We start from the raw sequence: 17,992 nt of genomic DNA on the forward strand, positions 1-17,992 counted from the left end.
AGCGCCCGGCACGGTCGTGACGAGCGCTGAACCTTTTCAGGAATTCCAGGCTTGAGCCCCGGAGCGGTGCCCCGGGGCTTAGTGCATAGCCGTGGAGCTGAGCTGCTGCTGGATGCTCTTGAAGTGGTCGAGCCGCTCGATGGCGTGATCGAGCTCGCCGGCTTCGTGCTCCTTCAGATTCTCTTCCATCTCCGCGATCGTCTCGGCGAACTGGGCACGGTCGAGCTCGGCCAGCGACGTCGCGACGTCGGCGAGCACGGTCAGGCCCTTTTCGGAGACTTCGGCGAGGCCGCCGAGCACGATGACCTTCTCGTGCCTGCCGCCGGTGGTGATGGTGAGAATGCCGGGGCGGATCGCGGCCACGACCGGCGCATGTCCGGCCAGCACGCCGAAATCACCCTCGACGCCGGGGATGTCGACTTGATCGACCTCGCCCGAGAAGGCGAGCTTTTCCGGAGAGACGAGATCGAAGTGAAAGGTGGCCATGGAGAACCTGCGAATAGCGAGTGGCGAATAGCGAGTGGCGAGCAGGAGCAGCGTATTATTCGCTACTCCCTATTCGCCATTCGCCTCTTAAGCCGCTTCAGCGGCCAGCTTCTTGCCCTTCTCGACGGCTTCTTCAATGGTCCCGACCATGTAGAAGGCGGCTTCGGGCAGGTGATCGTACTTGCCTTCGACCAGGCCCTTGAAGCCCTTGATGGTGTCAGCGAGCTCGACGAACTTGCCCGGCGATCCCGTGAAGATTTCGGCGACGTGGAACGGCTGCGACATGAAGCGCTCGACCTTGCGGGCGCGGGCCACCGTCAGCTTGTCCTCTTCCGAGAGCTCGTCCATGCCGAGAATGGCGATGATGTCCTGGAGCGCCTTGTAGCGCTGCAGCACCTGCTGGACCTGACGGGCGACCGCGTAGTGCTCCTCGCCGACGACCAGCGGGGAGAGCATGCGCGAGGTCGAGTCGAGCGGGTCCACCGCCGGGTAGATGCCCTTTTCTGCGATCGAGCGCGACAGCGTGGTGGTCGCGTCAAGATGCGCGAACGAGGTCGCAGGCGCCGGGTCGGTCAAGTCGTCGGCCGGAACGTAGATGGCCTGCACCGAGGTGATCGAGCCCTTCTGCGTGGTGGTGATGCGCTCCTGCAGTGCGCCCATGTCGGTGGCGAGCGTCGGCTGATAACCCACGGCGCTCGGAATACGGCCGAGCAGCGCCGACACTTCCGAGCCAGCCTGGGTGAAGCGGAAGATGTTGTCGACGAAGAACAGCACGTCCTGGCCTTTGTCGCGGAAGTCTTCCGCGATGGTCAGACCGGTGAGCGCGACGCGGGCGCGGGCGCCCGGCGGCTCGTTCATCTGGCCGAACACCAGCGCGCACTTCGACTTCACGCTCGGATCCGGGTTCTTCGGATCGGCGTTGACCTTGGACTCGATGAACTCGTGATAGAGGTCGTTGCCCTCGCGGGTGCGCTCGCCGACACCGGCGAACACGGAGTAACCGCCGTGCGCCTTCGCGACGTTGTTGATCAGTTCCTGAATCAGCACGGTCTTGCCGACGCCGGCGCCGCCGAACAGGCCGATCTTGCCGCCCTTGGCGTAGGGAGCGAGCAGGTCGACGACCTTGATGCCGGTGACGAGAATTTCGGCTTCGGTCGACTGGTCGGTGTAGCTCGGCGCCTCCTGGTGGATGGCGCGCAGGCCTTCCGACTTGACCGGGCCGGCTTCGTCGATCGGCTCGCCGATGACGTTGATGATGCGGCCGAGCGTACCTTCACCGACGGGAACGCGGATCGGCGCGCCGGTGTCGCTCACTTCCTGGCCGCGGACCAGACCTTCGGTGGTGTCCATCGCGATCGTGCGCACCGTGGATTCACCGAGATGCTGGGCGACTTCGAGCACCAGGCGGTTGCCGCCGTTCTTGGTTTCGAGCGAGTTGAGAATGGCCGGGAGGTGGCCTTCGAACTGCACGTCGACGACGGCGCCGATGACCTGGGTGACGCGACCGACCTGGGCTGCCATTGAATGTCTCCTTCGATCCGAATTCAGCTCATGATCGGATCATGAGCTAGTTTCACTTTTGAGCATGATCTTCGCGGAAAACCGGTTTCCACTTTTCCGGATCATGCTCGGTAGACCACGGTCAACTTGACCGGGATGTTGCGTATGATGGGTACCGATGCGCCTTGATCAGACGGCCTCGGCGCCCGAGATGATTTCGATCAGTTCCTTGGTGATCTGCGCCTGACGCGTGCGGTTGTAGACCAGCGTCTGCTTGCGGATCATTTCACCGGCGTTGCGCGTCGCGTTGTCCATCGCGCTCATCTGCGCGCCGTAGAACGAAGCGTTGTTCTCGAGCAGCGCGCGGAAGATCTGGACGGCGAGGTTGCGCGGCAGAAGGCGGGTGAGGATCTCGTCCTCTTCCGGCTCATATTCGTAGGAGGTGGTGCTCGCGGCAGCGCTCTCCTCGACGACCAGCGGGATGACCTGCTGGGCGGTCGGGATCTGCGAGATCACCGACTTGAAGCGCGAATAGAACAGCGTGCAGACGTCGAACTCGCCGGCGTCGAAACGGGCCAGCACCTTCTTGGCGATATCCTCGGCATTGACGAAGCCGAGCTGGCGGACGCTGCGCAGATCGAGATGCTCGACGATCTGCTTGTCGAACTGGCGGCGCAGCTGCTCGTAGCCCTTGCGGCCGACGCAGAAGAATTTCACGTCCTTGCCCTGCGCCATCAGCGCCAGGGCGCGCTCGCGGGCGAGGCGCACGATCGAGGAATTGAAGGCGCCGGACAGGCCGCGCTCGCCGGTGCAGACCAGCAGCAGATGCACCTGATCCCTGCCGGTGCCGGCCAGCAGAACCGGCGCGCCGGGCGAGGCCGCGGCGGCGCTGGCGATGTTGGAGATCACCGCGCTCATCTTGTCGGCATAGGGACGCGCCGCTTCCGCGGCGGTCTGCGCACGGCGCAGCTTCGAGGCTGCGACCATCTGCATGGCCTTGGTGATCTTTTGCGTCGCCTTGGTGGAGGCGATGCGGACGCGCATGTCTTTCAGTGACGCCATTCTTCGTTCACCCCGGCGGTTCGACCCTTAGGGCCAAGCCACTAGCCTATCCCAGTGTCGTCGTGCCCGGGCTCGTCCCGGGCATCCACGTCTTCGTCTCCACGCGTCAGCACGTGGATGGCCGGGACAAGCCCGGCCATGACGCTCTCGATTACGCGAAGGTCTTCGCGAAACCTTCGACCACCGACTTCAGCTTCGCAGCAGTGTCGTCGGCGAGATCGCGGCTGTCGCGGATCGCGTTGAGGATGTCGACGTGCTTGCCGCGCAGCAGCGAGAGCAGGCCGTCCTCGAAGGCGCGCACCTTGTTGAGCGGGAGCGGATCGAGATAGCCGTTGGTGCCGGCCCAGATCACGCAGACCTGCTCTTCCATCTTCAGCGGCGAGAACTGCGGCTGCTTCAGCAGCTCGGTCAGGCGCGAGCCGCGGTTGAGCAGGCGCTGGGTCGAGGCGTCGAGGTCGGAGCCGAACTGCGCGAACGCCGCCATTTCGCGGTACTGCGCGAGCTCGCCCTTGATCTTGCCGGCGACCTTCTTGGTGGCCTTGGTCTGCGCCGACGAGCCGACGCGCGACACCGACAGACCGACGTTCACGGCAGGACGGATGCCCTGGAAGAACAGGTCGGTTTCAAGGAAGATCTGGCCGTCCGTGATCGAGATGACGTTGGTCGGGATGTAGGCCGACACGTCGTTGGCCTGGGTTTCGATGACCGGCAGCGCCGTCAGCGAGCCCGAGCCCTGGTCCTTGTTCAGCTTCGCCGCGCGCTCGAGCAGGCGGGAGTGCAGATAGAACACGTCGCCGGGATAGGCTTCGCGGCCCGGCGGACGGCGCAGCAGCAGCGACATCTGGCGGTAGGCGACGGCCTGCTTGGAGAGGTCGTCATAGATGATGACCGCGTGCATGCCGTTGTCGCGGAAGTACTCGCCCATGGTGCAGCCGGTGAAGGGCGCGATGTACTGCATCGGCGCCGGATCCGAGGCGGTGGCGGCGACGACGATCGAATATTCGAGCGCGCCCTGCTCCTCCAGCACCTTCACGAACTGGGCGACGGTCGAACGCTTCTGGCCGACCGCGACGTAGACGCAGTACAGCTTGATGTTCTCGTCGGGCTGCGCATTGAGCGGCTTCTGGTTCAGGATGGTGTCGAGCGCGATCGCGGTCTTGCCGGTCTGGCGGTCGCCGATGATCAGCTCGCGCTGGCCGCGGCCGATCGGGATCAGGGCGTCGATCGCCTTGAGGCCGGTCGCCATCGGCTCGCTCACCGACTTGCGCGGAATGATGCCGGGCGCCTTGACGTCGACGCGCATGCGCTTCTCGGCCTGGATCGGACCCTTGCCGTCGATCGGGTTGCCGAGCGCGTCGACCACGCGGCCGAGCAGGCCCTTGCCGACCGGCGCGTCCACGATGGCGCGGGTGCGCTTGACGGTCTGGCCTTCCTTGATCTCGCGGTCGGCACCGAAAATAACCACGCCGACGTTGTCGGTTTCGAGGTTCAGCGCCATGCCGCGGGTGCCGTTCTCGAACTCGACCATTTCACCGGCCTGGACGTTGTCCAGACCGTAGACGCGGGCGATACCGTCGCCGACGGACAGCACCTGTCCGACTTCGGAGACTTCAGCTTCCTGGCCGAAATTCTTGATCTGGTCCTTGAGGATCGCGGAAATTTCCGCGGCGCGGATGTCCATCAGCCTGCCTCTTTCATCGCGTGCTTGATCGAATTGAGTTTGGTGCGAAGCGAACCATCCACCATGCGGCTGCCCAGCTTGACGACGAGGCCACCGATGATCGAGGGATCGACTTTCACGTTCAGCGCGACGTCCTTGCCGGTCACCGACTTCAGGGCAACCTTGAGGGCATCGAGATTCTTGTCCGAGAGCGCTTCCGCCACGGTGACGTCGGCCGTCGTCTCACCCTTGAACTTGGCGACGAGGGCGCGGTAGCCGCGAATGACGTCCGCCACCACGAACAGGCGGCGGTTGGCGGTCAGCACCTTGAGGAAGTTGGCGGAGATGCCGGCGATGCCGGCCTTGGCCAGCACGGCCGAGAGGGCCCGGGACTGGGCGTCGGCCGCGAACACCGGGCTGCGGACGAGGCGCTTGAGATCCGCGCTTTCGTTCAGCAAGGCATCGAATTTGTCGAGATCGGCTTTGACCTCGTCGACCACTTTCTGGTCGCGGGCCAGTTCAAACAAGGCCGTTGCATAACGGCCGGACACACCTGAAACGGACGTATCTTCTGCAGCCACAGACGCGCTCTTTTTGCTGTCAAACTCGCAAGGGAAAAACCGTCGCCACGAAGCGGCGCCTAGCGATCCAAGCCCTTGGAATTCAAGCGGGACTTCGATTTTCGACCAGCACGGGAGGTGCCGGGCTCGTTAAAATCGCGGCTTTGCTAACATAGCAGGCGCGCAGGTGCAACATGACGCCAAATTAAAGGCACGCGGTTCTCCCGCCAGTTCGTCGCAGCGGGCGACGCCGCGAGGGCGGCGCTGACGCGTTCGGACCGATGGTCTCCCGCGTCGTGGAAATTGCCGGGAGCCTCCCCGCGGTTGGTTCCTGCCCCTAGCGCATAGCGGCCATGAACACGGATCGCAGAGGCGTGATTCTGGAGTGGCTGGTTCCACTGGCCGAATACTTACCGAATTCTGAACAATCGAAGCGATCACTTCGTTTTACAGTATTACGAAGTAATCATGAGGTTAAGGAATCGTTAAAGCCGAAGATTACGAAACATCCGCTGATTATCGTACAACGGTAACAAGATGTTTCATGACGAAACATACTCAATTTACTGCCCAATTCACGCCTCATTGGGAATCGAAACGCCAACCCGCTCGCAAACTGATGGGGGCTCCACTAGCCACATATGTGGCAATACTAGCTTAGGGACCAGTAAATGCTGTCTTTGAAGACGCTGGGCTTTGTGACCCGGCCGCGCACGGCGATCGCTTTCGTCGCCGCAACCCTCCTCATCGGTGGAACTGCCACCGAAGCTTCCGCAAAATCCCGGCATCACCGGCATCACCAACACCGCCACCACGCCCAGACCGACACCAACGCGACCTCCGATTGGCGCAACGCCAATGCGTCGATGACGCCGACCTCCGGCACGGGCCACAGCTTCTCCGGCATGGCTTCCTTTTACGGCAACGAGTCCGGCAGCCGGACGGCGTCGGGCCAGCGCTTCAACCAGAACGCCATGACCGCGGCCCACCGTTCGCTGCCGTTCGGCACCAAGCTGCGTGTCACCCATCGCGGCCAGAGCGTGGTCGTCACCATCAATGACCGCGGTCCGTTCATTCGCGGCCGTGTCCTCGACCTCTCCACCGGCGCTGCCCGCGCCATCGGCCTCACCGGTGCCGGCGTCGGCCGCGTCACCGCGGAAGTCGTCTCCTAAAGGGGCGTTTCAAGCGCCTCTCCTCACACGCGCAGTTTCCATCAGTTTGCTGCGCGCGTGAGACAAGCCCGTGGTCTTGGGGGACCGCGGGCTTTTTTTGTCGTCATTCCGGGGCGCGCGCAGCCCGAGCCCGGAATCCATCGCGCGGCAGAGTTGGTGGAGGAATGGATTCCGGGCTCGCGACTTCGTCGCGCCCCGGAATGACGACCAAGCATTTGGTGACAGTGGCGCTTACAAAAAGCTCTGCGGATCGACATCCACTTCGAGCTTGAGATTGCCTGATGGCTTCGGGCACACCGCGAGCCAGCTGCGCAAATAGTCCGACAGATCGAAGCCGCGCGCCGATTTCACCAGGATGCGGAAGCGATAGCGGCCCTTGATGACGGCGAGCGGCGCTTCCGCCGGCCCCAGCACCACGACGCGTTCGTCGCGCGGCGCCAGCGCGACGAGCTTGCGGCCGAAACCTTCCGCGCTCGGCCGGTCGCCTGCCGAGATGATCAGGCTCGCGAGCCGGCCGAACGGCGGATAGAGCGTCTTCTCGCGCAGCTCGATCTCGCTGTCGTAGAAGGCCTCGCGGTCGCAGGCGATCAGCGCCTTCATCACGGGATGATCGGGCTGGTGGGTCTGGAGATAGCCGACGCCACGGCCCTGCTCGCGGCCGGCGCGGCCGATCACCTGATTGAGCAATTGCCAGGTGCGCTCCGCGGCGCGCGGATCGCCGTTGCTGAGGCCAAGATCCGCATCGACCACGCCGACCAGATTGAGCCGCGGGAAATTGTGGCCTTTTGCGACGAGCTGCGTGCCGATGATGATGTCGACGCGACCCTCCGCGATTTCGGCGAGCTCCGAGCGCATCGTCTCGATCGAGGTGATGAGATCGCTGGACAGCACCATGGTGCGCGCTTCCGGGAACAGCGCGGCCGCCTCCTCCTGCAGGCGCTCGACGCCGGGCCCGACCGCGACCAGCGATTCCTCCGCCGAGCAGTTCGGACAGATATGCGGGCGCGGCATCGAGAAGCCGCAATGATGACAGACGAGGCGTTGGCGGAAGCGATGATCGACCAGCCAGGCATCGCAGATGGTGCAGGCGAAGCGATGGCCGCAGGCACGGCACAAGGTCAGCGGTGCATAGCCGCGGCGGTTGAGGAACAGCAGCGCCTGCTCGCGCCGCTCGATCGCGATTCTGATCTCGCCGGCAAGCCGCGGCGAGATGAAGCGGCCGCGCGCGGGCGGCTCGCGGCGCAGATCGATCGCCTCGATATGCGGCATGTGCTGGCCGCCGAAGCGCGAGGGCAGCGCGATGCGCTGGTAGCGGCTCTTGCGCGCATTGACCTCGGACTCCACCGAAGGCGTCGCGGAGGCCAGCACGACCGGAATCCTGGCGATATGCGCGCGCACCACCGCCATGTCGCGGGCGTGGTAATGCACGCCGTCGTCCTGCTTGTAGGCCTGGTCGTGCTCTTCATCGACGATGATGAGGCCGAGATTGGCATAGGGCAGAAACAGCGCCGAGCGCGCGCCGACCACGACCGGCGCTGAACCTTCGGAGATCGCGGCCCAATTGCGCGCGCGGGTGCGCGGGGTGAGTTCGGAATGCCATTCGAGCGGCCGCACGCCAAAGCGCTGCGCGAAGCGGTCGAGGAACTGGCCGGTGAGCGCGATCTCCGGCATCAGGATCAGCGACTGCTTTCCGCGACGGATCACCTCGGCCACGGCTTCGAAATAGACCTCGGTCTTGCCCGAGCCGGTGACACCGTCGAGCAGCGCGACGTGAAAGGTGCCGTTGGCCGCGAGCGCGCGCATCGCATCCACACCGGCACGCTGCAGCGGCGAGAAATCCGGCCGGCCGAAATCAGGATCTGGCGCGGGCGGCGGCGGGGGCGGCGGCATCGGCTCGACCGTGAGCGTGCCTTCGTCGACGAGGCCGTCGATCACGCCTGAGGAGACGCCCGCTTCCTTGGCCGCCTCGGACTTGCTGTGCAGCAGCCGGTCGGACAGCACCGCGATCACCCGCTGCCGTGCCGGCGTCAGCCGCTTCGGGGGATCGCCGACCAGGCGAACGCCGGCGCGCACCCGCTCCGGGCCGAGATTCTCGCCCATGCGCAGGCACATACGCAGCACCATGCCGCGCGGACTCAGCGTGTAATTGGCGACCCAGTCGACCACCGAACGCAGCTCGGGCTTCAGCGGCGGGATGTCGAGCTTCTCGCTGACCTCCTTGAGGCGATTGTGCAGGCGCGGATCGGGATTGGCGTTCTCGCCCCAGACCACCGCCAGCACCTCGCGGGCCCCGAGCGGCACACCGACAAGATCGCCCGCCTTCAGCTCCATCCCGCGCGGCACCTTGTAGGAATAGGTCTGGTCGAGCGCGACCGGCACCAGCACGTCGACCATGCCGGTCGCGTGGGCGGAGGCGGGGCTGCGCGGTGTGTGATCCATGGGTGGAGAATCGGAACTCGGGGACTTCAGGCTAGCGCCGCGGGCCGGCCTTAGCGAACGATAAACGAGTGTGATGCGATATACTGTGCGGAATCACCACGTCCAGAGCGCATGAGCAAAGCCGCAGCCCCAAGAATCGAGCTCGCCAGCGCCGACCCCTCGATCGCGCAGGAGATGGCACGCTGGCTGTCGCATCTCGGTGCCGAGCGGCGGCTGTCGCCGAAGACGCTCGAGGCCTATGGCCGCGACCTGCGGCAGTGCCTGGATTTTCTCTGTGCGCATTGGGGCGAGCGGGTGACGCTCGAACGGTTTGCATCGCTGGAGGCCACCGACGTTCGCGCCTTCATGGCGATGCGCCGGGCCGACGACATTGCCGGTCGCAGCCTGATGCGCGCGCTGGCGGGCCTGCGCTCGTTCGGGCGCTTCCTCGAACGCGAGGGCAAGGGCAAGGTCGGCGCATTGTCCGCGATCCGCGCGCCAAAGGTTGCGAAGAGCCTGCCGAAGCCGCTGCCGATGGCCTCCGCAAAACGTCTGGCCGATGCCGACGAGCGCGCCGGCGAGGACCGCGAGACCTGGATCCTGGCGCGCGATGCCGCGGTGATGGCGCTGCTGTATGGCTCGGGCCTGCGCATCTCCGAAGCGCTCGGCCTAAAGCGCCGCGAGGTGCCGCGTCCCGGCGAAGGCGACGTGCTGGTCGTGACAGGCAAAGGCAACAAGACCCGGATGGTGCCGGTGCTGCAGAACGTGCTCGCGCTCGTGCAGGAATACGTTTCGATGTGCCCGTATTCGCTACCCGCGGAGGGACCGATCTTCGTCGGCGCGCGCGGTGGGCCCTTGAGCCCGCGCATCATCCAGCTCGCGATGGAGCGGCTGCGCGGCGCACTGGGCCTTCCCGACAGCGCCACGCCGCACGCGCTCCGGCACTCCTTCGCCACGCATCTGCTCTCGCGCGGCGGCGACTTACGCGCCATCCAGGAATTGCTCGGCCATTCCTCGCTCTCGACCACGCAAATCTATACCGGCATCGATTCCGAGCGGCTGCTGGAAGTCTATGCGAGCGCGCATCCGCGGCGCTGACACACTCTCGTCATAGCTCGCGTGCCTCTTGCGCGGCGCCCACGGTTCGGTCAAATCGTGGGGAACCGAGGCAGGAGAGATTTATGGGCGCACATGAAAGCATGGAGCACGCCGAGCACGCCGAACACGCGTCCGGCTCGAACAAGAAGATCGCGCTCCTGATCGCGGTGCTGGCGCTGTTCCTGGCGATCTCGGAGACGCTCGGCAAGGGCGCCCAGACCGAATCGATCAGCAAGAACGTCGAGGCCGCCAATCTCTGGGCGTTCTTCCAGGCCAAAAGCATCCGCCGCACCGTGGTGATTACTGCGGCCGAGCAGGGCAAGCTGACGCTGGCCGGCACGACCGATGATGCCGTGAAGGCGACGGTGCAGAAGCAGGTCGACGACTGGACCAAGACCGCACAGCGCTACCGCTCCGAGCCCGAGACCGGCGAAGGCACCGAGCAGCTCGCCGAGAAGGCCAAGCACGCCCAGCATGACCGCGACGAGGCGACCGCGAAATACCATCACTTCGAGCTGGCGTCGGCCGCCTTCCAGATCGGCATCGTGCTGGCCTCTGCCACCATCATTACCGGCATGCTCGCGCTCGCCTATGTCAGCGGCGTGCTGACGCTCGCCGGTCTCTTCATGACCGCGCTCGGCCTGTGGTGGCCGCATTTCCTGCATTTGCATTAGGGCCTGTAGCCCGGATGAGCGCAGCGATATCCGGGAAGCCACAACGAGAGATCCCGGATATCGCTGCGCTCATCCGGGCTACTTGACCGTCATTGTGGTGAAGATCACCGCGCCTGATGCACGCTCTTGCGGAAGCGCTGGATCAGGCGGAGCGTGCGGGAGGACCACCCCTCGCCGTCGCCGGCGATCAGCTCGCGGATGCGGCGCTTGATCGGATCGACCAGTTCGGCGGCCTTGGCGCGCACCTTCAGCACCAGATCATAGATCCGCTCGAACCAGTGCATCTCCAGGAGCTTGTGGCGCGTCACGTCGAACACGAAGGCGGTGACGCCGACGCCGACCAGCTTCGCGAACACGATCGTGAAGACTGCGCTGGTCCAGTATTCGTGCGCGAGCAGCCAGAGGCCGACCAGCTTGAGCGGAAACAGCGGGACGATGGGGACCGCGAACACGATCAGCGTCATGGCGGGCGACAGCGCATTGACGCGCTCCGTCAGCCAATGCTTGAACCGCGCCAGCGGGATGGCTGCGACGACCTTGGCAACGATCGGTTCGAGATGGTCCCACAGCCAGGCTTCGATCAGGAAGATGATCGCAAGCAGGACCCAGACCGGTTGAAGGACGCGGCGCAGCATGTGTTTCCCGCCCGATTCGGTGCTGGGCGCGTGCCTACATATGGATGGCCCGCTTGCCGACCGCAAGCGCGGCTTCCTTGACGGCCTCCGAGCGGGTCGGATGGGCGTGGCAGGTGCGCGCGAGATCCTCCGCACTGCCGCCGAATTCCATGAGAACGCAGGCTTCATGGATCATTTCGCCGGCTTCGCGGCCGATGATGTGAACGCCGAGCACGCGATCGGTCTTCGCATCTGCGAGAATCTTCACGAAACCGTCAGTGGTCTGGTTGACCTTAGAGCGGCCGTTGGCGGTGAACGGAAACTTTCCGACGGTGTAACCGATGCCCGCCTGCTTCAGCTCCTCCTCGGTCTTGCCGACGGAGGACACTTCCGGAGTGGTATACACGACGCCCGGAATGACGTCGTAGTTCACGTGGCCGGCCTGTCCGGCGATGATCTCCGCGACCGCAACGCCCTCATCCTCGGCCTTGTGCGCGAGCATCGGGCCCGCGACGACGTCGCCGATGGCGTAGACGCCCTTGAGGCTGGTGGCGAAATGCGGATCGATCTGCACGCGGCCGCGCGCGTCGAGCGCGACGCCGGCTTCCTTCAGGCCGAGACCGTCGGTGTAGGGCACGCGGCCGATGCTGACGAGCACGACGTCGGCTTCCAGCGTCTCGGCCGAACCGCCGGCAGCGGGCTCGATCGTCGCCTTCAGCGTCTTGCCCGAGGTGTCGACCGCGGTGACCTTGGCCCCCAGCTTGAACGCAAAGCCCTGCTTCTCGAGGATGCGCTGGAATTGCTTGGCGATCTCGCCGTCCATGCCGGGCAGGATGCGGTCGAGGAATTCGACGACCACGACTTCGGCGCCAAGACGATGCCAGACCGAGCCGAGCTCGAGGCCGATCACGCCGGCGCCGACGATCAGGAGCTTGCCGGGGACCTTGTCGAGCGACAGCGCGCCGGTCGAGGAGACGACGCGCTTCTCGTCGATCTCGATGCCCTTGAGGCGCGCGATGTCGGAGCCTGTGGCGATCACGATGTTCCTGGTGTCGATCGTCTGCGACTTGCCGTCGGCGGAGACCTCGACCTTGCCGGTGCCCAGGATCTTGCCGGTGCCCTTGAGCACGTCGATCTTGTTCTTCTTCATCAGGAACTCGACGCCCTTGACGTTGCCGTCGATGCCCTGCTGCTTGAAGTTCATCATCGCCGGCAGATCGAGCTTCGGCGACGAGACCGACACGCCCATCTTCGCGAAGGAATGGCCGGCTTCCTCGAACATCTCGGAGGCGTGCAGCAGCGCCTTCGACGGCATGCAGCCGACATTGAGGCAGGTGCCACCGAGCGTGGCGTTCTTTTCGACCACGGCGACTTTCATGCCGAGCTGGCTAGCGCGTACCGCGCAGACATATCCGCCCGGTCCGGTGCCGATGACGACGAGATCGTAGGTAGCCATGAGAGAAAGTCCCGTGAGGTTTGGCGTGATGAGGATGTGTCAGCGTCCGCGCGGCGCGTCAGCGTCCGCCGGACACATCGAGAATGGCTGAGGTGACGTAGGAGGCCTCGTCCGACATCAGCCAGACGATGGCGTTGGCGATTTCCTCGGCGGTGCCGACGCGCTTCATCGGCACCATATGGGCCAGACGATGGGCGCGGTCGGGCTCGCCGCCGGCGGCGTGGATCTCGGTGTCGATCAGGCCGGGGCGGATCGCGGCAACGCGGATGCCTTCGCCCGCGACCTCGTAGCCGAGGCCGACGGTGAAGGAATCCACCGCGCCCTTGGACGCGGCGTAATCGACATAAGTGTTGGGTGCGCCGAGCCTGGCAGCGACGGACGAGAGGTTGACGATGACGCCGCCCTCGCCGCCGTGCCTGGTCGACATCCGCTTGATGGCTTCGCGCGCGCAGAGGATGGAGCCGGTCACGTTCACCGCCATCACGCGCTGGATGCGCTCGGCCGACATCTCGTCGACCCGCACGCCGCTCTTGCCGACAATGCCGCCATTGTTGACGAGCGCGCCAAGCGTGCCCAGCTTGTCAGCTTCCTTGAACAGGGCGAGGATGTCGCTTTCCTCGGCGACATCGCATTTCACCGCGGTGGCCTTGCCGTTGGCGGCCTCGATCTGCGCGACGACCTCGTCGGCGGCCTTCTTGTTGCTGGCATAGCCGACCACGACGCGATAGCCGCGCGCGGCCGCCGCAATCGCGGTCGCCCGCCCGATGCCGCGGCTACCGCCGGTGATGACAACGACTTTATCGGTCACGCGCACCTCCATGGTTCGACACGCGCCGCCGCGTTGATCGCGACGGCGCTCGCAGAGCAGCAGGGATCAGAGATCGAGCACCAGGCGCGCCGGATCTTCCAGGCTCTCCTTGACGCGGACCAGGAAGGTGACGGCTTCCTTGCCGTCGATGACGCGGTGATCGTAGGACAAGGCCAGATACATCATCGGACGAACCTCGATCTTGCCGCCGACGACCATCGGCCGCTCCTGGATCTTGTGCATGCCGAGGATGCCGGATTGCGGCGCGTTCAGGATCGGGGTCGACATCAGCGAGCCGTAGATGCCGCCATTGGTGATGGTGAAGGTGCCGCCCTGCATCTCGTCGATCTTGAGCTGGCCGTCACGGGCGCGGCGGCCGAAATCGGCGATGCTCTTCTCGATGTCGGAGATCGACTTGTGGTCGCAGTCGCGCACTACGGGCACGACGAGGCCCTTGTCGGTGCCGACGGCGACGCCGATGTGGTAGTAGTTCTTGTAGATCAGGTCGGTGCCGTCGATCTCGGCATTGACGGCCGGGATGTCCTTCAGCGCCTGCACGACGGCCTTGGTGAAGAAGCCCATGAAGCCGAGCTTGGCGCCGTGCTTCTTCTCGAACGCGTCCTTGTAGTGCGCACGCAGCGCCATGACGTTGGTCATGTCGACCTCGTTGAAGGTCGTGAGCATGGCCGCGGTGTTCTGCACGTCCTTGAGGCGGCGCGCGATGGTCTGGCGCAGGCGGGTCATCTTGACGCGCTCTTCGCGGGCGGCGTCATCGGCCGGCGACGGCGCGCGAACCTGCACGGCGGCGGCGGGCTGGTTGACCGGGGTCGGTGCGGAGGCGGCGCGCTCGATCGCAGCTAACATGTCGCCCTTGGTGACGCGGCCGTCCTTGCCGGAGCCGGGGACGGTCGAGGCGTCGATGCCGGTCTCGGCCGACAGCTTGCGCACGGACGGAGCGAGCGGCGCATCGGCCGGCGGCGCCTTCGGCGCAGCGGCGGCGGCAGCCGGAGCCGCAGCGGCTGCGGCTGGAGCAGCGGCCGGCTTGGCGGGAGCGGCGGCGGGCTTGGCGGCACCGGCCCCCTCGGTGATCTGCCCGAGCAGCGCACCGACGGCGACGGTCGCGCCGTCGGCGGCGATGATCTCGCTCAGCGTGCCCGCGGAGGGCGCCGGAACTTCGATGGTGACCTTGTCGGTCTCGAGCTCAACCAAGGGCTCGTCGACGGCGACCGGATCGCCGGCCTTCTTGAACCAGCGGCCGATGGTGGCCTCGGTGACGGATTCGCCGAGCGTCGGCACACGAATTTCAGTCATGGTCTTTTCCTTAAGGAGATCGCCAATGCGGTCATAAGTGCGGGTGTGTCATCGCCTGCGAAAAGCAAGCCATCCAGCAAACCGGACGTTCGTACTCTGCACGGACGCCACGGCGTACTGGATGCCCCGCTCCAGTGCGCGGTTACGCACGAGGCGGGGCATGACGCAGTTCGAAAAAATTCAGCTCAGTGCTTCGTCCAGGAACGCCTTCAACTGCGCCTGATGCTTGGACATCAGACCCGTGGCGGTCGCAGCGGAAGCGGCGCGGCCGACATAACGCGGACGCCGGCTTGCGCCGTTCACCTGGTTCAGCACCCATTCCAGATAGGGCTCGATGAAGTGCCATGCACCCATGTTGCGGGGCTCTTCCTGGCACCACACCACTTCGGCCTTCTTGAAGCGCGACAGCTCGGCCACCAGCGCCTTCAGCGGCACAGGATAGAGCTGCTCGATGCGCATCAGGTAGATGTCATCGATGCCGCGCTTCTCGCGCTCCTCGTAGAGGTCGTAATAGACCTTGCCGGAGCAGAGCACGATGCGGCGGATCTTCTCGTCCGGAACGAGCTTGATCGCCTCGTTCGGCAGCATCTGGGCGTCATCGTAGAGGATGCGATGGAAGGTCGTGCCCTTCGCCAGCTCCTCGAGACGCGACACCGCCCGCTTGTGACGCAGCAGCGATTTCGGCGTCATCATGATCAGCGGCTTGCGGATCTCGCGATGCAGCTGGCGGCGCAGCGCATGGAAGTAGTTCGCCGGCGTGGTCGGGTAGACCACCTGCATGTTGTCTTCCGCGCACATCTGCAGGAAGCGCTCGAGGCGCGCCGAGGAGTGCTCCGGCCCCTGGCCCTCATAGCCGTGCGGCAGGAGGCAGACGAGACCGGACATGCGCAACCATTTGCGCTCGCCCGAGGAGATGAACTGGTCGAACACGACCTGCGCGCCGTTGGCGAAGTCGCCGAACTGGGCTTCCCAGAGCGTCAGCGTGTTCGGCTCGGCGAGCGAATAGCCGTATTCGAAGCCGAGCACGGCCTCTTCCGACAGCAGCGAGTTGATGACCTCGTAATGGCCCTGCTGGCTGCCGAGATGGTTGAACGGCGTGTAGCGGCTCTCGTCCTCCTGGTCGATCAGGACCGAGTGGCGCTGCGAGAAGGTGCCGCGCTCCGAGTCCTGTCCGGACAGGCGGACATGGTGGTTTTCCTGCAGCAGCGTACAGAACGCCAGCGCCTCGCCGGTCGCCCAGTCGATGCCGACGCCGTTGTCGATCGCCTTGGCGCGGTTTTCCAGGAAGCGCTGGATGGTGCGGTGGACGCGGAAGCCGTCCGGTACCTTGGTGATCTTGCGGCCGATGTCTTTCAGCACAGGCAGATCGACGCCGGTGACGCCGCGGCGGGCGTCCTCTTCCTGGTCGGCGATCTTGAAGCCCGCCCATTTGCCGTCGAGCCAGTCGGCCTTGTTCGGCTTGTAGGAGGTGCCGGCCTCGAATTCGGCATCGAGCCGGGCGCGCCAGTCGGCCTTGGCCTTCTCGACCTCGCCCTCGGTGATCACGCCCTCGCTGATCAGGCGCCGCGAGTAGAGCTCCAGCGTCGAGGGATGCGCCGCGATCCGCTTGTACATCACCGGCTGGGTGAAGGCCGGCTCGTCGCCCTCGTTATGGCCATGCCTGCGGTAGCAGAACATGTCGATGACGACGGGCTTGTGGAATTTCTGCCGGAACTCGGTCGCGACCTTGGCCGCGAACACCACGGCTTCCGGGTCGTCGCCATTGACGTGGAAGATCGGCGCGTCGATCATCTTCGCCACATCGGACGGATAGGGCGAGGAGCGCGAGTAGCGCGGATAGGTCGTGAAGCCGATCTGGTTGTTGACGATGAAGTGCACGGAGCCGCCGGTGCGGTAGCCCTTCAGGTCGGACAGGCCGAAGCATTCCGCCACCACGCCCTGGCCGGCGAAAGCGGCATCGCCATGCATCAGGAGCGGCATGACGGAGATGCGCATGTCCGGCGGATCGCCGTGCTGGTCCTGCTTCGCACGCACCTTGCCGAGCACGACGGGATCGACGATCTCGAGATGCGAGGGGTTGGCGGTCAGCGACAGATGGATCCGGTTGCCGTCGAACTCGCGGTCCGAGGAGGCACCGAGGTGATATTTGACGTCGCCCGAGCCTTCGACCGCGTCGGGGTTGGCCGAGCCGCCCTTGAATTCGTGGAACAGCGCGCGGTGTGCCTTGCCCATCACCTGGGTCAGCACGTTGAGGCGGCCGCGATGCGGCATGCCCAGCACGATCTCCTTCACGCCGAGATTGCCGCCGCGCTTGATGATCTGCTCGAGCGCGGGAATCAGGGATTCGCCGCCGTCCAGACCGAAGCGCTTGGTGCCGGTGAACTTGGTGTCGCAGAATTTCTCGAAGCCCTCGGCTTCGACCAGCTTCATCAGGATGGCGCGGCGGCCCTCGCGGGTGAACGAGATCTCCTTGTCGGGTCCCTCGATGCGCTCCTGGATCCAGGCCTTCTGCGCGGCATTGCTGATATGCATGAACTCGACGCCGAGCGTCTGGCAGTAGGTGCGCTCGCAGATCGCGGTGATCTCGCGCAAGCTGCCGTATTCGAGACCGAGCACGTGATCGAGGAAGATCTTGCGGTCGAAATCGGCCTCGCTGAAGCCGTAGGTGCGCGGGTCGAGTTCCTCGCGGTTGCGCGGGGCTTCGATGCCGAGCGGGTCGAGCTTGGCGTGGAAGTGGCCGCGCATGCGGTAGGAGCGGATCAGCATCAGGGCGCGGACGGAGTCGCGCGTGGCCTGGAGCAGATCAGCGGAGGAGATGTCGGCGCCCTTGGCCTGCGCCTTGGCGGCGATCTTGCCGCCGACCGTCTTCTCGACTTCGGCCCAGTTGCCGTCGAGCGCCGAGGTCAGATCGTCCTGGGGCGTCAGCGGCCAGTTGGCACGCTCCCAGGACGGGCCTTGGGCATTCTTGCGGACGTCGTCCGGCTGGTCCTTCAGGCTCTTGAAGAACTCCTGCCACTCGGCGTCGACCGAGGATGGGTCCTTTTCATAGCGGGCGTAGATTTCGTCGATGTAGGTGGCGTTGGTGCCCTGCAAAAAGGAAGACAAGGCAAAGGCTGCGTTCGCGTCCTGGCGAGACATACTGGAGTTCCTGGCGATTTCGGTTCGCGCATAAC

14 protein-coding genes are annotated in these 17,992 nt (G+C 65.1%); 3 read left to right on the forward strand and 11 right to left on the reverse strand.

All coding sequences use genetic code 11. The features are described 5' to 3' along the window. Positions 1-78 precede the first annotated feature (78 nt). The 5 genes from ACM42_RS10365 to ACM42_RS10385 form a co-directional block, all read right to left on the reverse strand. On the reverse strand, positions 79-486 hold the full coding sequence (locus ACM42_RS10365) for a F0F1 ATP synthase subunit epsilon (RefSeq protein ID WP_271527828.1): 408 nt from the start codon (positions 484-486) through the stop codon (positions 79-81). Positions 487-573: 87 nt separating this feature from the next. Beyond that, entirely contained in the window at positions 574-2,007 is a 1,434-nt protein-coding gene (atpD, locus tag ACM42_RS10370; RefSeq protein ID WP_028177717.1) for a F0F1 ATP synthase subunit beta, read from the reverse strand. A gap of 168 nt (positions 2,008-2,175) precedes the next feature. Further along, positions 2,176-3,048, reverse strand: a complete 873-nt coding sequence (locus ACM42_RS10375) for a F0F1 ATP synthase subunit gamma (protein WP_271527829.1) — start codon at positions 3,046-3,048, stop codon at positions 2,176-2,178. 151 nt (positions 3,049-3,199) lie between these two features. Then, a complete protein-coding gene (gene atpA, locus ACM42_RS10380; RefSeq protein WP_271527830.1) occupies positions 3,200-4,729 on the reverse strand; it encodes a F0F1 ATP synthase subunit alpha in 1,530 nt (509 codons plus the stop codon). Further along, positions 4,729-5,289: a F0F1 ATP synthase subunit delta gene (locus ACM42_RS10385; protein ID WP_131874110.1), complete on the reverse strand. Its 561-nt coding sequence runs from the start codon at positions 5,287-5,289 to the stop codon at positions 4,729-4,731. Before ACM42_RS10385 ends, atpA begins: the two co-directional genes overlap by 1 nt. A gap of 650 nt (positions 5,290-5,939) precedes the next feature. On the opposite strand from ACM42_RS10385, the gene ACM42_RS10390 reads away from it, so the two are divergent. Further along, positions 5,940-6,440: a septal ring lytic transglycosylase RlpA family protein gene (locus ACM42_RS10390; RefSeq protein WP_271527831.1), complete on the forward strand. Its 501-nt coding sequence runs from the start codon at positions 5,940-5,942 to the stop codon at positions 6,438-6,440. Positions 6,441-6,671: 231 nt separating this feature from the next. Here the strand turns inward: ACM42_RS10390 and ACM42_RS10395 are convergent, their stop codons facing one another. Further along, complete coding sequence (locus tag ACM42_RS10395; RefSeq protein WP_271527832.1) at positions 6,672-8,879, reverse strand: primosomal protein N'; 2,208 nt, start codon at positions 8,877-8,879, stop codon at positions 6,672-6,674. 111 nt (positions 8,880-8,990) lie between these two features. On the opposite strand from ACM42_RS10395, the gene ACM42_RS10400 reads away from it, so the two are divergent. Both ACM42_RS10400 and ACM42_RS10405 read left to right on the forward strand, forming a co-directional pair. Next, on the forward strand, positions 8,991-9,956 hold the full coding sequence (locus tag ACM42_RS10400) for a tyrosine recombinase XerC (RefSeq protein WP_271527833.1): 966 nt from the start codon (positions 8,991-8,993) through the stop codon (positions 9,954-9,956). A gap of 83 nt (positions 9,957-10,039) precedes the next feature. After that, positions 10,040-10,630, forward strand: a complete 591-nt coding sequence (locus ACM42_RS10405) for a DUF4337 domain-containing protein (RefSeq protein ID WP_271527834.1) — start codon at positions 10,040-10,042, stop codon at positions 10,628-10,630. 104 nt (positions 10,631-10,734) lie between these two features. On the opposite strand, the gene ACM42_RS10410 is transcribed toward ACM42_RS10405, so the two are convergent. From ACM42_RS10410 to ACM42_RS10430, 5 genes are all read right to left on the reverse strand, one after another. Beyond that, positions 10,735-11,265, reverse strand: a complete 531-nt coding sequence (locus ACM42_RS10410) for a hypothetical protein (protein WP_271527835.1) — start codon at positions 11,263-11,265, stop codon at positions 10,735-10,737. Positions 11,266-11,299: 34 nt separating this feature from the next. Beyond that, positions 11,300-12,700, reverse strand: a complete 1,401-nt coding sequence (gene lpdA, locus ACM42_RS10415) for a dihydrolipoyl dehydrogenase (protein ID WP_271527837.1) — start codon at positions 12,698-12,700, stop codon at positions 11,300-11,302. Positions 12,701-12,758: 58 nt separating this feature from the next. Further along, on the reverse strand, positions 12,759-13,520 hold the full coding sequence (locus ACM42_RS10420) for an SDR family oxidoreductase (RefSeq protein WP_271527838.1): 762 nt from the start codon (positions 13,518-13,520) through the stop codon (positions 12,759-12,761). A 54-nt stretch (positions 13,521-13,574) separates the two neighbouring features. After that, positions 13,575-14,819 carry a 2-oxoglutarate dehydrogenase complex dihydrolipoyllysine-residue succinyltransferase gene (odhB, locus tag ACM42_RS10425; protein ID WP_028177728.1) on the reverse strand — a complete coding sequence of 415 codons (1,245 nt, stop codon included), beginning with the start codon at positions 14,817-14,819 and terminating at the stop codon, positions 13,575-13,577. Between the two features lie 180 nt (positions 14,820-14,999). Beyond that, positions 15,000-17,957 (reverse strand): 2-oxoglutarate dehydrogenase E1 component, encoded by a 2,958-nt coding sequence (locus tag ACM42_RS10430; protein ID WP_271527839.1) that lies wholly within the window; start codon positions 17,955-17,957, stop codon positions 15,000-15,002. Positions 17,958-17,992 lie beyond the last annotated feature (35 nt).

Origin of the sequence: Bradyrhizobium sp. CCBAU 25338, assembly GCF_028128965.1 — a bacterium.
GTDB classification, from domain to species: domain Bacteria; phylum Pseudomonadota; class Alphaproteobacteria; order Rhizobiales; family Xanthobacteraceae; genus Bradyrhizobium; species Bradyrhizobium liaoningense.

Excerpts from the sequence above, each read along its gene's own strand:
- ACM42_RS10365 (WP_271527828.1), bottom strand. The coding sequence starts at position 486 with ATGGCCACCTTTCACTTCGATCTCGTCTCTCCGGAAAAGCTCGCCTTC.
- atpD (WP_028177717.1), bottom strand. The coding sequence starts at position 2,007 with ATGGCAGCCCAGGTCGGTCGCGTCACCCAGGTCATCGGCGCCGTCGTC.
- ACM42_RS10375 (WP_271527829.1), bottom strand. The coding sequence starts at position 3,048 with ATGGCGTCACTGAAAGACATGCGCGTCCGCATCGCCTCCACCAAGGCG.
- atpA (WP_271527830.1), bottom strand. The coding sequence starts at position 4,729 with ATGGACATCCGCGCCGCGGAAATTTCCGCGATCCTCAAGGACCAGATC.
- ACM42_RS10390 (WP_271527831.1), top strand. The coding sequence starts at position 5,940 with ATGCTGTCTTTGAAGACGCTGGGCTTTGTGACCCGGCCGCGCACGGCG.
- ACM42_RS10395 (WP_271527832.1), bottom strand. The coding sequence starts at position 8,879 with ATGGATCACACACCGCGCAGCCCCGCCTCCGCCCACGCGACCGGCATG.
- ACM42_RS10400 (WP_271527833.1), top strand. The coding sequence starts at position 8,991 with ATGAGCAAAGCCGCAGCCCCAAGAATCGAGCTCGCCAGCGCCGACCCC.
- ACM42_RS10405 (WP_271527834.1), top strand. The coding sequence starts at position 10,040 with ATGGGCGCACATGAAAGCATGGAGCACGCCGAGCACGCCGAACACGCG.
- ACM42_RS10410 (WP_271527835.1), bottom strand. The coding sequence starts at position 11,265 with ATGCTGCGCCGCGTCCTTCAACCGGTCTGGGTCCTGCTTGCGATCATC.
- lpdA (WP_271527837.1), bottom strand. The coding sequence starts at position 12,700 with ATGGCTACCTACGATCTCGTCGTCATCGGCACCGGACCGGGCGGATAT.
- ACM42_RS10420 (WP_271527838.1), bottom strand. The coding sequence starts at position 13,520 with ATGGAGGTGCGCGTGACCGATAAAGTCGTTGTCATCACCGGCGGTAGC.
- odhB (WP_028177728.1), bottom strand. The coding sequence starts at position 14,819 with ATGACTGAAATTCGTGTGCCGACGCTCGGCGAATCCGTCACCGAGGCC.
- ACM42_RS10430 (WP_271527839.1), bottom strand. The coding sequence starts at position 17,957 with ATGTCTCGCCAGGACGCGAACGCAGCCTTTGCCTTGTCTTCCTTTTTG.